A 14,301-nucleotide genomic window follows, 5' to 3' on the forward strand; every position below is an offset into this window, starting at 1 on the left:
TTCCTGTTACTGTTCTTCGTCATATCGAACATGTTAGATATGACGCCTATTTCTTTATGACGCGGGCTTCTTACGATTGCATAGCGCATGTTGTGGCTTCTTTTACCACATTCACCGCTGTTATTGCGCAGGTTTTTGAGCCCAAACGTGAATATAACGGCCTAGCGACAGATATGGCTCTTGGCGACATAGCTGTTTTTCTAGTTCCAATACATCTTCAAATTGGTAATCGCCCATGTACTCCATATTACCTATGTAGTCACTGAACGAGCGAATGCCTGATTTACCACAGATTTCTAGACCAGCGTCTTCTATCCATTGGTAAACTTCTTCTGGCTTCAAGCCTTTTTGTGGTTGCAGCTTAAACCGTTTTCGATGTGGCATCCCATTCAATACATGAGGAATGTTGCCACAAATCACATTTTTCAGGACTAATCCGTGGTGGTTGTAAAACATTATCGAGGCAACGCCACCCGGTTTGACTTGTTCAAGCAATAAATCAAGCGCCTCTTTCGGGTCAGCCAGCCATTCCATTACGGCATGAAACATCACAACATCGACTTTCTCATCGAGGTGTTCTGACACCTTTTGCACTGGAGAATGGATAAATCGATACTGCTCTAACAAACCCGCTTCGTTGATACTTTCTTCGGCAAGCTTAAGCATCTCAGAAGAGAGGTCGCACAAAGAAACCTTATGTCCAAGCGCGGCGATTTTCTGCGACATCTGTGCAAGACCACCTCCGGCATCAAGCACATGCAGCGGTGACGCTGAATGCTCAAATTGGCTCAAAGCTTGTTCTAAATCTTCCCATACGATGATCTGACGGATCTCTCCTTTGTCAGAGCCGTAAATATTTTTTGCAAATTTGTGGGCAATATCGTCGAAATTACGGTCTTCAGTCACGGCTACTTGAGTTATTATGTCCTATCGTGCCTGCTATTCTGTCACAGGAATTTCAGGAATAAAGAGGCGATGTCTCTTTTTACTACTAAGTGATGTTTTTTCGGACTATTCGGATATGTTTGAGCTGAAAAAAGTAGTGTCTTCACTATTGATGCCACTGCCAGCAATGTTAATTCTCGCTTTTCTGGGCTTAGCCCTAGTGATGTTTACTACCAAAAGGAAGACTGGTTGCCTAATTACCCTTTCAGCCCTCTGTGGTATTTTCCTAATCGCTTTCCAGCCAGTTTCTAGCCAACTTTTAATGCCAATGGAAAGGCAACACACCGCTTTTTTACCTGTCGACGACACCGTCGATTACGTTATGGTGCTTGGAAGTGGTCATGTTGTTGACGACCAAATCCCACCAACATCAGAGCTTAGCCGCACTGGTTTGATGCGTTTGAGCGAGGGGATTCGTATTCTACGTCTTTACCCTGGTGCCAAGCTTATTTTGTCTGGCTACGGTGCTGGTACAGAAGTGAGCAACGCAAGAATGATGGCTAAGGTTGCCCTAGCCCTTGGTGTTGCAAAACCTGACATCATTTTGCTTGAGACAGCAAAAGACACTTGGGAAGAAGCTCGCCAAGCTGCCGCGTTTGTTAAAAACAAAAAGATGGTATTGGTGACATCTGCGAGCCACATGACTCGTGCATTGAATGAATTCCACGCGGCTGGCATGAAACCATTACCAGCGCCAACCAACTACCTTGCTCAAGAAGGCATTGTTGAACCTTGGAATAAGTACATGCCTAAAGCGATCTATCTAGAACAGACAGAGCGTTACTGGCACGAGACCATGGGATTGGTTTGGCAAAGCCTGCGTGATTGGCTAGACACCAGTAACGATATTTCGGAAGAGCCAATTGTTGTTCCTGAGCCTTCGAGCTTAATTGAAGAAGACGGTGAAGTTTCTGCAGCGCAGTAAACCAACCTGATGTTTCTCTCTGCTTATGTCTAACTCAGCCTAATATTTAAATCAGCTTATTGGCAGGCAGAATCGTAAAACAATTCGTAGGCTGTCAGTTCGATAACGACAAAAGCTAAGTAATAAAAAAGCCGAGGCATCAATGATGTCTCGGCTTTTTCGTTCATATGTCGTTGCTGACTAGAAGTTCACTCAGAACATTAGTCACCAGCGAACATGTAACCTTCACCGTGAACCGTCACAAAGATTTGTGGGTTCTTAGGGTCGAATTCCATTTTTGCACGCATGCGACGAATCAGTACATCGATCGTACGGTCATTCGGTGCGTCCACTCGGTGGCTGATCATATTCAGAATACGTTCGCGACTTAATACTTGGTTAGGGTAAGAAGACAAAGCCACCAACAATTCATATTCAGCTTTAGTCAGTTTCACTGGCTCGCCGTTTTTGCTTAGCGCACGACGAGGGATATCAAATGTCCACTCACCGAAACGAACCACAGACTCGTCTGATGTTTCTTCTACTGCGCCTGCTGCCGTTTTACGAGCGGCAGAAATACGCCAAAGTAGGTTTTTAACTCGAACCAATAACTCGCGAAGTTCGAAAGGTTTAGTAACGTAATCGTCCGCGCCCATTTCAAGGCCAACGATTTTGTCGATGCTATCCGTGCGTCCAGTAACTAAAATAATTCCAATGTCTGATTGACTGCGTAATTCGCGAGTTAGCATCAATCCATCTTCGCCTGGTAAGTTGATGTCCAGCATAATGAGATCAACGTTGTTTTCATCTAACACGTTTCTCATTTGAGCGCCGCTTTCTGCTTCGCTCACTGTGTAACCTTCGTTCTGGAAGTATCCAACCAGTTTACTGCGGGTTACCACATCATCTTCTACGACTAATACGTGATAGCTCATCTACACCACTTTTCTTATTTAATAGTTTCAGTAACTATTCTATTCATAACTAGTAACAATTCTAGTGTTACAGAAGATAAAAGCCAGAAAGATGAATCTTTTTTGATACAAGACAATCTTAAACCTTGCTATTTATCGCCCATCGCAATTCAATATAGGCATTACTACTAACGAGTAACTTTGCGTTTCGCAAATAACCTTGTTATTCAGCCTTGGTGTTTATATCCCAAATCACTTGACGATATTGAGTATGCAAACGCCGCAAGACTAAATCAGGATCCAAGAAATGAAAGATACGAAAGCGTTCAACGAGCAAAGAGCAGAAATCTACTGGTGGCTATCAAGCTTATTCGCCAAAGAGCTCACTCAAGAAGAACTCGATCACTACCACTCTGTTGAGATTCGTTCTTTCCTAACTGGTTTAGGTGAAAATGAAACACTAAAGCCTGCGATTGATAGCTTAGTTGATGCGCTAAATCGTCTGCAAACACGTGAAGACGCTCAGCTAGAACTGTCTGCTGACTTTTGTGACCTTTTCTTAAAGACGGATAAACATGGTGCCCTTCCATACGCTTCTATGTACATCGGTGAGACTGGCCTATTAAACGATAAGCCTGCAAAAGAGATGGAAGAGATCATGGCTAAACACAATTTAGTGGTTAACCAAGACCTGAAAGAGCCAGCAGACCACATTGCTATCGAACTCGATTTCCTTGGTAACTTGATCATCCGTTCTAACGAAACAGAGCTTGAAGAAGAGCTAGAGAAATCATTTGCTGTTCAACAACAGTTTATCGAGCAACAACTCCTAACTTGGGTACCAAAATTCAACGTTAAATGTCATGACGTTGATGAATTCGGTTTCTACGCTTCAGTCTCATCTCTGCTACTCGCATTCTGTCAATTGGACACTCAATATTTAGCCGGTGAATAGCTTATTGGGCGACTAAGTAAATAAATTCAGTAGAATGTGACAATTCACCCGGATTTCTGGGTGAATTTTATTGCGAGTAATTTCTAGTCAGTCTAAAATTGTGACCGCAAACGATAAAATATGAAACATTCACGAAATGCTATGCTTATTAAAGTTCAGAGCATTTCGGTGTTAAGACAAGCCGCTCATAGCGGTTTTTTGTTTTTTAGCACTTTAGTACCCAAAGAGCCCTACAAATTTAAGCTCTTAGTTAGGTAGCTTAACGGCTACTTCATTCCGTACTTTGGGAAAGTAGCTTCTAATAGGATAAAACCATGGCCACTATAAAAGATGTCGCTCGCTTAGCCGGCGTATCAACAACAACCGTTTCTCACGTAATCAACAAAACACGTTTTGTTGCAGAAGCGACTCAAGAAAAAGTAAACAAAGCCGTAGATGAACTGAACTATGCACCAAGCGCGGTTGCTCGTAGTTTGAAGTGCAATACAACACGCACTATCGGCATGCTTGTTACTCAATCAACCAACCTATTCTTCTCTGAAGTTATCGATGGTGTTGAGAGCTACTGCTACCGTCAAGGTTACACTTTGATTCTGTGTAACACGGGTGGTATCTATGAGAAGCAACGTGACTACATTCGAATGCTTGCAGAGAAACGTGTAGATGGCATCTTAGTTATGTGTTCAGACCTAACTGAAGAACTAAGAGAGATGTTAGATCGTCACGCTGACATCCCTAAAGTGATTATGGACTGGGGCCCAGAGAGTTCTCAAGCTGACAAGATCATCGATAACTCTGAAGAAGGTGGCTACCTAGCAACCAAATACCTTATTGAGCGCGGTCACTCTAAGATTGCTTGTTTAAGTGGCCACTTAGACAAAGCGGCCTGTGTAGAACGTATCGCAGGCTACAAACGCGCACTCAATGAAGCTAAGATTACTGCCGATGACAACATGATCATTGAAGGTAACTTCGAGTGTGATACTGCTGTTCTTGCTGCAGAGCAAATCGTTGACATGAAAGATCGCCCAACAGCAGTATTCTGTTTCAACGATACAATGGCGCTGGGCTTAATGAGCCGATTGCAAGAAAAAGGCATTCGTATCCCTGAAGATATTTCAGTCATTGGTTACGACAACATCGAACTAGCTGAGTACTTCTCTCCACCGTTAACAACGGTTCACCAACCTAAACGTCGTGTTGGTAAGAATGCATTCGAGATTTTATTAGAACGTATAAAAGATAAAGATCACGAGAAGCGTGTCTTCGAAATGCACCCTGAGATTGTTGAACGAAGTACAGTTAAAACGTTAAATTAATTGATAAAACGAGTTTTATTTCATTAAGCGCACCTTTGGGTGCGCTTTTTTTATCAACAACTATAATGAACCTATATGCACAACAGAAAGATCATTAATTGAAGCAATGTCACATTTTGAAATAACAAGTGTGAGCCTCATTCAACAAAAACTTTATTCTATTCAATCAGTCACGCACAGGGCAAACCACTTGAAAAAGTGGGACGCAAAGCTTCCGGCCTAAACCACTCGTTGGTATGGTAGCGGGGTTACCGATGGCAAAATGCAGTAACTACTGACAATTTAGTAATTTACAGCCTATTGACAATTTAATTGCAACATTTTGCTAATCTCTCGGACCTGCTTATTTGGTGGCGTAGTTCAAATACACCGAGATAAATAACATGGATAAACCGATACTAAAGGACTCAATGAAGTTATTTGAGCCCCTAGGAAAAATTAAGTCACGCTCAATGTTTGGTGGATTCGGTCTTTTTGCTGATGACACTATGTTTGCTCTGGTTGTTAATGACCAGTTGCATATACGGGCAGACAAATGCACAACGAAGCAATTCGAACAACAAGGGTTTCAACCGTACGTCTACAAAAAACGTGGTTTCCCTGTCGTTACTAAATATTTCGCTTTGCCTGAAGGCCTGTGGCAAGACCAAGAGAAAATCTTGGAACTCGCAACAACGTCTCTGGGTTTTGCTAAAGAAGAAAAAGCTGAACAGTCTTCTGCTAAGCCAACTCGACTCAAAGATCTGCCGAATCTTCGACTCGCCACTGAGCGTATGTTGAAAAAAGCAGGAATCGATTCCGTTGAACGTTTATATGAATCTGGCTCTGTAAACGCCTTTAACGCCATCAAGGAATCGCATGCGTCCTCTGTCAGTATTGAATTACTGTGGGCGCTAGAAGGTGCGATCAATGGAACACATTGGTCTGTTATACCGCAGCAGCGTCGTGAAGAGCTTATCAATCGCGTCAATTAACTTTGTCAGTTCAAACTACTTATATAACTAAGCCGCATTTTTTGCGGCTTTTTTTATATCTGTTGAAAGTTAATCTATGCTTTGCCTGTCTATCTATACTAATGGTATGCATTGAAAATTAGAGGAAGTATCAATGAGTAAGAAAATGATATTGGGTATTGTGTTGGTCGTAACCATCATATTGTTAGGCGTCAATTTTGGCCAGTACCTAACGCTTGAAAATGCCAAGGCCCAACAAGCCGTTTTGAATGACTACATTGACAGCAACTTTATTGCCGCCGCTGCTATCTATTTTGTCGCGTACGTAATGATCACTGCTTTCTCTATTCCTGGAGCTGCGGTTGTCACGCTTTTAGGGGCTGCACTGTTTGGCTTCTGGAACAGTTTGCTACTGGTATCTTTCGCAAGCGCTATTGGTGCGACCCTTGCCTTCCTGAGTAGCCGTTACCTACTACGTGATTGGATCCAAACCAAATTTGGTGACAAATTAGCGACGATTAACAAGGGCGTAGAAAAAGACGGGGCATTTTACTTATTCTCGCTTCGCCTGATCCCTGTGTTCCCGTTTTTCCTTATCAATCTACTGATGGGTTTAACCCCAATGTCAGTTTCTCGTTACTACATTACGAGCCAAATAGGCATGCTACCTGGTACTGCTGTTTTCTTGAATGCTGGTACTCAACTCGCAGAAATTGATTCACTTTCAGGTATCGTTTCACCTTCAGTACTACTATCGTTTGCATTACTGGGTGTATTCCCAATTATTGCCAAATGGTTGATGAGCAAGTTTCGCTCAACACCTGTCGCTGAATAACGTATATAGCTGACTAACACCTAAAGCCGAATAAGGTTCTATCTCAATGAAAATCTTCAGTGCATCGAATCCAACAGAAGCCCATATCATCTGTGGGTTGTTAGAAAGTGAGAATATTGCGTGTGAAGTCCGTGGTGAAGGTTTGTTTGGTTTAAAAGGGGAAATCCCATTTACCGAAGAAACTGACCCTTACGTATGGCTATATGAGCCAGAATTGGCCAGTAAAGCTCGCACTATTGTCAATGACTACCAAAAACAACAAGATTCGATCATCTATGAAGAGTGGCGTTGTGGTGAGTGTCATGAAGTCAATGAAGCGCAATTCGGTTCTTGTTGGCAGTGTGGCGCAGCTTCTCCTGAATAATATCTTACGACGACAGTCTGAGATTCGGTCAGATACCTCCTCCAAATAAAAAACGGGAAGCTAACTAAGTTAGCTTCCCGTTTTTATTTCAATTCGATTTAACTCTCGGCTTAGAGAATGAACCTAAAAAATCACTGGATTTGCTTTTGGATAAACTCGATAGAATGTTGGTTGAATTCTTCAGGGTTTTCAACATTACACACGTGACCGCAGTTTGCGATTTCAACCAGTTCACTCGACTCATGTGCCTCAACCATTTCTTTAACGGGCTTGATGAACATGTAGTCACGTTCTCCCATCAAGTAGAGAGTCGGGATTGGTAGCTCTCTATCTTTAAAGTACTTCATCAGAGGGTTTACATCGGCCGTCAGGATGAACCAACGTTTGAACTCTTTTTGACAAAGCTTTTTGGCTTCGCGGATAAACAAGTGGCGCGATTCTTTCTGGCTTTTTTGCGGCATCACAATGTAAGCAAACAGGCTATACAGCCACATGTAAGGAATGATGTGCTTACTCAGGTTACCGAGTTTGACCAACACTTGCGAACGAGTATTGAGTTTGGTTACCGCCCCACCAAGAACCATTGAACGAACACGTCCTGCTGCTAGCTCTGCAACGTTACGAACAATAATAGTCCCAAGAGACATGCCCACGAAGTGTGCTGAACGGATTTTAAGATGATCTAACACTTTAAGAATATCGAGCGTGACCGATTTGAACGTATAGCGATTCGAAATCAGCTCTTTAAGTATGTTGTCTGATTTACCATGCCCTCTCAGGTCAATGAGAAGCAAGTTGAAGTGCTGCTTATACGCTTTAATCTGTTTAAACCAGATAGAGGAGCTGCCTCCTGCGCCATGCACAAATACAACCCACTCATCGCTCGTAGGGTGAGTAAATGTTTTATGAAATAATAAACTCTCAGACATACCTATCGCTTTAATAATTAAAATGGAGCTATGCCTCATCACGAGGCGATGACTAAGGATATCACGCAATTAAGAACTTTAAGTGATAATAGTGTCAAACCTGTCATTAGTCATGTGAATACCAACCCCACCTTTTCTACCTGACTAAAATGAGTTTGCAAGCTTTGTCTTTGTAAACGTGATGTGATCTGACTAGAAAACAAAAAGGCACCCTATTGTGAGAGCGCCTTTTTCATTAAAGACAATTGCTGTGCATCCGCTAACTTTAGTAGCTAAAACAGATTGTTAAAATGCAGAGTGATACATCGCAAGATACTCTTTTGCTGCATCTTCCCAACTAAAATCTTTCTGCATCGCATAAAGCTGAACACGCTTAATTTCAGATGGATTTTGTGCATAAAGCAGTAATGAACGATGCAGTACAGCCAATAACGCTTGTGGCGTCGGCTCTTCAAAAGCAAATCCAGTCGCTACCTCAGGAGCCTGGTCGTAATCATTCACACTGTCTTTTAAACCACCCACAGAACGAACAATCGGTAAAGTACCGTAAGCCATACTGTAGATCTGGTTTAAACCACAAGGTTCGAATTCGGAAGGCATCAAGAAGAAATCGGAGCCCGCTTCAACCAAATGCGCTAGCTCGTTGTTGTATGCTTCTACGAACGAGAACTTGTCTGAGTGAAGTGCCGATAGTTCTTTCAACTGACTCGCCAACACCGGATCGCCTGTTCCTACAATCACGATCTGAAGATCGTTCTTCAAAAACTGCTCAATGATAGGCAATAAGTAATGCACGCCTTTTTGATTTGTCAGACGACAAACCATGCCATACACAGCGCAATCGATGACTGGCAGACCAACATCTTGTTGCAGTTTTTGCTTACAAGCTGACTTTCCGCGAACCATGCTGTGCTTAGTTGCTTTGTATTTACGAGGCAAGAAAGCATCCGTTTCAGGGTTCCAAGCGCCGTAATCACAGCCATTCAGAATACCGACTAAGTCAGAAGACCTGTGTTGAAACTCTGCCGCCATACCATGGCTGCCCAGCTCAGTTTTGAGCTCTTCTGCATAGGTTGGGCTTACTGCATTCACTTTGTCTGCACACATCACACCGGCTTTTAGCATGGTGACATGAGTATCACTTACCGAAGCTTCTGGAACATTGTAGCTGTGCATCTCAGGAAGAGACTGCAACTCATCGTAAGAGAACACACCTTTGAAAACCGCATTGTGAATTGAGATAACACTGCGCGTATTTTCAAAGAAGTCGTGCTGTTGGTAACGCGATTTAAGCAAGAAAGGTACAAAACCAGTATGCCAGTCGTTCGCGTGAATGATATCAGGTTGGAAGCCAAGCTTAGGAAGCATATCGAGACTCGCTGCACTGAAGAACGAGAAACGCTCTCCGTTATCAGCGTAAGCTTGATTATTTTCTGCATACATTTCTGGACGGTCAAAATACTTGGCACATTCAATACCAAAGACTTGAACGCCTTCTACACTCAGTTTTTTTACTTGATAAGCGGTATGAGGCCAATGGTCGAGCTCAGTCGCTAAGATGACTTCTGCTGAATCAATATTTGGGATGTTGCGATAAGCGGGGATGGTCACTCGAACGTCCTGTTCGAGTGTTTGTAACGCTTTCGGCAGTGCCTTGGCTACATCAGCCAAGCCACCACTTTTAATCAAGCCTTCAACTTCAGACGCTACAAAAAGTACCGAGAGAGTCTTAGTAACCAACTCGTGCTCCTTTAGGAATAACTACTACACCATCGTCAGAGACGTGGTAATGCTTTTTATCTTCTTTCAGGTTAACGCCGATCTGTGTACCAGGTGCGATGTCTGCATCTTTATCAACGATAACACGACGAAGTACACAGCCCTCGCCCACTTTCACATCGCCCAATAAGATACTTTCGCTAATATCACACGCTGATGCGATATTGCTGCGGAAACCCAGTACACACTTCTCAATACGAGAACCGCGTACGTAACTACCGTTACACACTAAGCTGTCGATGATCTGAACACGGCCATTTGCCGAATCAGTAAACGTCGCAGGTGGTAATGGCGGGTAATAAGTATGTAGTGGCCACTTGCGGTTGTATAGAGAGAATGGCGCATCTTTTTCAAGAAGGTCCATGTGAGCTTGCCAGTACGCGTCAATCGTACCTACATCGCGCCAGTAAACTTCTTCTTTCTCACCAGTAATACGGTTCGTGCTGAAGTCGTAAACAAACACATCACCGCGTGGAACCATGTTTGGAATGATGTCTTTGCCGAAGTCGTGCGTCGAATCTTCTTTATCTGCATCTTCAACAAGCTCAGCGAAAAGCTCGTTTGCTTCAAATACGTAGTTACCCATAGAAACAAGCGCAGATTCTGGGTCGCCCGGAATTGACTTAGGGTTAGCTGGTTTTTCTTCAAAACCAATCATACGACCTTCCGCATCCACTTCGATAACACCAAACTCTGATGCTTCAGCAAGCGGCATACGCAGTGCAGAAACCGTTAGCGCAGCTTTCTTTTCTTTGTGGAAATCAAGCATCTGCTTAATGTCCATTTTGTAAATATGATCTGAACCAAAAATACAAACTTGATCTGGTTCTTCCAACTGCATGAAGCGAAGGTTTTGATAGATAGCATCCGCAGTACCTTCATACCAACGCTTACCCGTACGCATTTGCGCAGGAATTGGGTCGATAAAACGGTCTGTTATGCCACTGATATTCCAACCTTTTTTCATATGGTGGAACAGAGATTGTGACTTGAATTGTGTTAATACATAGATCTTCATAAGATCAGCATTAACGAAGTTGTTCAAAGCGAAATCAATTAAGCGGTAGCTACCACCGAAAGGAACCGAGGGTTTGCTGCGAGATTCAGTTAAAGGTCTTAAGCGAGAGCCTTCACCACCAGCAAGAATCATTCCCAATACACCAGCCATTTTATTCTCCATATATTTATAGCTTGTCGATGTCAGTGCTCGTAGAGGTATCTTCCTCTGGGGGATGAGCACCAACACTTATTTCGGTACTTAGCGAATATCCATTCACATACAGTGACAGTATCCTAAGCCAAACGTTGTTGTCCGTGCACTATTCTTTGCACTTGGTTTTATATACGTTATCGACTTTCCTGCCGATTTCAATTTTTAATACGCCATTCTGTGCTACGTAAGCTGATTGCTTTCCTAAGACTTAAAGCAGCTCACATTACACCGTCTGAGCGAAACATTACATTAACACCCGACACACATCAGGTATACAACTAAACACTGATCTGTGACTTACAATATTTTAATTAAGTTACATTCTCGTTAAAGTTGCATAAGAAGATTTGATTAATTGCCATCATTTATTTTACGGTGTGAATTTAATAAATTCTCGCAGACGAAAGACCAACTCAACAAGTTGCATAATTAGTCATATTGAGATCAAAAAAAAGCAGCCAGTGGCTGCTTTTTTAATCGATTAATCTTCAGTTACTTTTCTTTGGGCTTTTTACGTTTATCCGTAACTTCCCATTTACCGTCGATATACAGAGCGGTCCAACCAGATGGTTTTCCATCTACTTCAGTACGAACGTAGTTTTCTTTTGTCTTACGACTAAAACGAACCACTGCCGGCTTACCATCAGGATCAGCAACTGGTGCTGACGTCAGGTACTGGAACTTAGGTGAAATGCGGTCTTTAAAACGAACCAGCTCTTCCACTAATGGTGCACGTGTTTCACGTGATTTAGGGAAATTGCTCGCCGCCATAAACAGACCAGAAGCACCGTCACGAAGCACGAAGTACGCGTCTGAGTTTTCACATGGAAGTTCAGGGAAGTGCACTGGGTCTTCTTTTGGTGGCGCAACTTCGCCATTCTTTAGAATCTTACGAGTGTTCTTACAATCGTCATTGGTACAATCCATGTACTTACCGAAACGACCATTCTTTAGAACCATATCAGAGCCACACTTGTCACACTCAACAAGCGGACCATCGTAGCCTTTCACTTTGAACTCACCGTGCTCAACCACATAACCTTCACAGTTAGGGTTGTTACCACATACGTGCATCTTGCGCTTATCATCAATCAGATAAGCATCCATTGCCGTCTCACAGATAGGACAACGTTTCTTAGCTCGAAGTGCTGCTGTTTCAACGTCTTCTTCAAGCACGTTGATAATGCCTTCTTCGTCACCAAGATTGATCGTTGTCTTACAACGCTCTTTAGGTGGAAGTGCATAGCCAGAACAGCCTAAGAATACGCCTGTCGAAGCAGTACGGATACCCATTTTACGACCACAAGTCGGACACTCGATATCAGTTTCTACGATGTGGTTTGGCTTCATGCCGCCCGCGTCTTCATCAAGATCCGCTTTTTCCAAATCGCCAGTGAAGTCTTCAAAGAAGTTATCCAGCACGCCTTTCCAGCTTGCTTCGCCTTCAGCAATTTGGTCTAACTTTTGCTCCATACGAGCTGTAAAGTCATAGTTCATTAGGTCATTGAAACTGCCATCTAGACGGTCAGTAACAATCTCACCCATCTTCTCAGCATAGAAACGGCGTTGTTCAATTTTCACGTAACCACGATCTTGGATCGTCGAGATGATCGATGCATACGTTGAAGGACGACCGATACCACGCTTCTCAAGCTCTTTAACAAGCGCCGCTTCAGTGAAACGAGCGGGTGGCTTAGTGAAGTGCTGCTTAGGGTCTAAAGCAATCAGGTCAAGCTTATCGCCAATTTGAACTGCTGGAAGAATCGTATCTTCGTTTTTACCCATTGGGCGTTGAACGCGAGTCCAACCATCAAACTTAAGAATACGACCTTTCGCTTTTAGCGTGTATTCGTCAGCCTTAACGCTCACTGTTGTTGAATCGTATTGCGCAGGTGTCATTTGACAAGCAACAAATTGATTCCAAATCAGCGAGTAAAGCTTGTGTGCGTCTGCGTCTACGCCGTTTAGATCTTCCGACTTAACATCCACACTTGAAGGACGAATCGCTTCGTGGGCCTCTTGAGCGCCCTCTTTGCTGCCGTATGCCAGTGCTTTCGGTGGAAGATATTGAGCACCAAACTCAGAACCAATGTATTCACGAGCCGCTTCTACCGCTTCTGAACTCAAGTTGGTCGAGTCAGTACGCATATAAGTAATGTAACCCGCTTCATACAGACGTTGAGCCAGCATCATGGTTTTCTTTACGCCGTAACCAAGACGCGTACTCGCCGCTTGTTGCAGTGTCGATGTAATGTAAGGTGCCGACGGCTTACTCTTCGTTGGGCGGTCTTCACGTTTACATACTTCGTATTGCGCTTTTTCTAAAACACTAACTGCAGCTTGAGTTTGCGCTTCATTTTCAGGTTTAAACGCAACACCGTCTTTCTGTGCAACTTGCAGTCTGAAGTCGGTTTTTTCTGCTGTTTTTGTATCAGCATGCACATCCCAGAACTCTTCAGGGATAAAGGCATTAATCTCGCGCTCACGCTCTACCAATAGTTTTACAGCTACTGATTGAACACGGCCAGCGGATAGGCCTCGTGCTACTTTCTTCCAAAGCAGAGGTGACACCATAAAGCCAACAACACGGTCCATAAAACGTCGTGCTTGCTGTGCATTTACGCCATCAATATTTAACTCACCAGGAGTTTCGAAAGCTTGTTGAATAGCATTCTTGGTGATTTCGTTAAAAACCACTCGCTTGTATCGCGTTTCATCGCCACCGATGATCTCACGAAGGTGCCATGCGATAGCTTCTCCTTCGCGGTCCAAATCGGTTGCGAGATAAACATGGTCTGCGTTCTCAGCCAGTTTTTGCAATTCAGCAACGACTTTTTCTTTACCAGGCAGTACTTGGTAGTTCGCTTCCCACTCTTTATACGGGTTGATACCCATTTTTTTGATAAGAGCTTTGCGATCTTTTTCTTTCTTGATACGAGCTTTTTCTTCTGGGCTCATACCCTTTGTTGAAACTGCAGCAGCCTTTTTACCAGTACTTTGACCAGCCGTTGGTAAATCACGTACGTGACCTACACTCGACTTAACGACAAAGTCTTTGCCAAGGTATTTATTGATAGTTTTAGCCTTGGCCGGCGACTCCACTATAACGAGCGATTTACCCATATTGACTCTAACGTCCTTAATCACGATGCTTCAGCACCAACAATTTAACTTGTGGGCTTTTACGCATG

Annotated in this window: 12 protein-coding genes and 1 riboswitch; of the genes, 6 read left to right on the forward strand and 6 right to left on the reverse strand. The window is 43.3% G+C overall.

Annotated features, from left to right (window positions below; genetic code table 11):
• Positions 1-120: 120 nt before the first annotated feature.
• Entirely contained in the window at positions 121-906 is a 786-nt protein-coding gene (gene cmoM / locus OCV12_RS10610; protein ID WP_261884628.1) for a tRNA uridine 5-oxyacetic acid(34) methyltransferase CmoM, read from the reverse strand.
• A 115-nt stretch (positions 907-1,021) separates the two neighbouring features.
• Here cmoM and elyC point away from each other — a divergent pair, with 115 nt between their 5' ends.
• Positions 1,022-1,870 (forward strand): envelope biogenesis factor ElyC, encoded by an 849-nt coding sequence (elyC, locus tag OCV12_RS10615; RefSeq protein ID WP_261884629.1) that lies wholly within the window; start codon positions 1,022-1,024, stop codon positions 1,868-1,870.
• A gap of 200 nt (positions 1,871-2,070) precedes the next feature.
• On the opposite strand, the gene torR is transcribed toward elyC, so the two are convergent.
• Entirely contained in the window at positions 2,071-2,784 is a 714-nt protein-coding gene (gene torR, locus OCV12_RS10620) for a two-component system response regulator TorR (protein WP_017631175.1), read from the reverse strand.
• A gap of 286 nt (positions 2,785-3,070) precedes the next feature.
• Here torR and torD point away from each other — a divergent pair, with 286 nt between their 5' ends.
• The 5 genes from torD to OCV12_RS10645 all read left to right on the forward strand — a co-directional run bounded on the left by torD (position 3,071) and on the right by OCV12_RS10645 (position 7,189).
• Positions 3,071-3,718, forward strand: a complete 648-nt coding sequence (gene torD / locus OCV12_RS10625; protein ID WP_239830207.1) for a molecular chaperone TorD — start codon at positions 3,071-3,073, stop codon at positions 3,716-3,718.
• Between the two features lie 314 nt (positions 3,719-4,032).
• Positions 4,033-5,037: an HTH-type transcriptional repressor PurR gene (gene purR / locus OCV12_RS10630; RefSeq protein ID WP_261884630.1), complete on the forward strand. Its 1,005-nt coding sequence runs from the start codon at positions 4,033-4,035 to the stop codon at positions 5,035-5,037.
• 170 nt (positions 5,038-5,207) lie between these two features.
• Positions 5,208-5,293: riboswitch (cyclic di-GMP riboswitch) on the forward strand.
• 127 nt (positions 5,294-5,420) lie between these two features.
• Complete coding sequence (locus OCV12_RS10635) at positions 5,421-6,011, forward strand: TfoX/Sxy family DNA transformation protein (RefSeq protein ID WP_176680141.1); 591 nt, start codon at positions 5,421-5,423, stop codon at positions 6,009-6,011.
• Positions 6,012-6,144: 133 nt separating this feature from the next.
• Positions 6,145-6,825, forward strand: a complete 681-nt coding sequence (locus OCV12_RS10640; protein ID WP_261884631.1) for a TVP38/TMEM64 family protein — start codon at positions 6,145-6,147, stop codon at positions 6,823-6,825.
• Positions 6,826-6,871: 46 nt separating this feature from the next.
• A complete protein-coding gene (locus OCV12_RS10645; RefSeq protein WP_017111051.1) occupies positions 6,872-7,189 on the forward strand; it encodes a putative signal transducing protein in 318 nt (105 codons plus the stop codon).
• 131 nt (positions 7,190-7,320) lie between these two features.
• Here the strand turns inward: OCV12_RS10645 and OCV12_RS10650 are convergent, their stop codons facing one another.
• The 4 genes from OCV12_RS10650 to topA all read right to left on the reverse strand — a co-directional run bounded on the left by OCV12_RS10650 (position 7,321) and on the right by topA (position 14,233).
• Positions 7,321-8,118, reverse strand: a complete 798-nt coding sequence (locus OCV12_RS10650) for an alpha/beta fold hydrolase (protein WP_017630854.1) — start codon at positions 8,116-8,118, stop codon at positions 7,321-7,323.
• A gap of 285 nt (positions 8,119-8,403) precedes the next feature.
• Complete coding sequence (glgA, locus tag OCV12_RS10655; RefSeq protein WP_261884632.1) at positions 8,404-9,858, reverse strand: glycogen synthase GlgA; 1,455 nt, start codon at positions 9,856-9,858, stop codon at positions 8,404-8,406.
• Positions 9,848-11,065 (reverse strand): glucose-1-phosphate adenylyltransferase, encoded by a 1,218-nt coding sequence (glgC, locus tag OCV12_RS10660; RefSeq protein WP_017630855.1) that lies wholly within the window; start codon positions 11,063-11,065, stop codon positions 9,848-9,850. The genes glgA and glgC overlap by 11 nt, the downstream gene beginning before the upstream one ends.
• A 537-nt stretch (positions 11,066-11,602) precedes the next feature.
• The gene (topA, locus tag OCV12_RS10665; RefSeq protein ID WP_261884633.1) at positions 11,603-14,233 is read right to left on the reverse strand and encodes a type I DNA topoisomerase; all 2,631 of its coding nucleotides are present in this window, start codon (positions 14,231-14,233) and stop codon (positions 11,603-11,605) included.
• Between the last annotated feature and the right edge of the window lie 68 nt (positions 14,234-14,301).

It is taken from the genome of Vibrio pomeroyi (assembly GCF_024347595.1).
In the GTDB taxonomy this organism is placed as follows: domain Bacteria; phylum Pseudomonadota; class Gammaproteobacteria; order Enterobacterales; family Vibrionaceae; genus Vibrio; species Vibrio pomeroyi.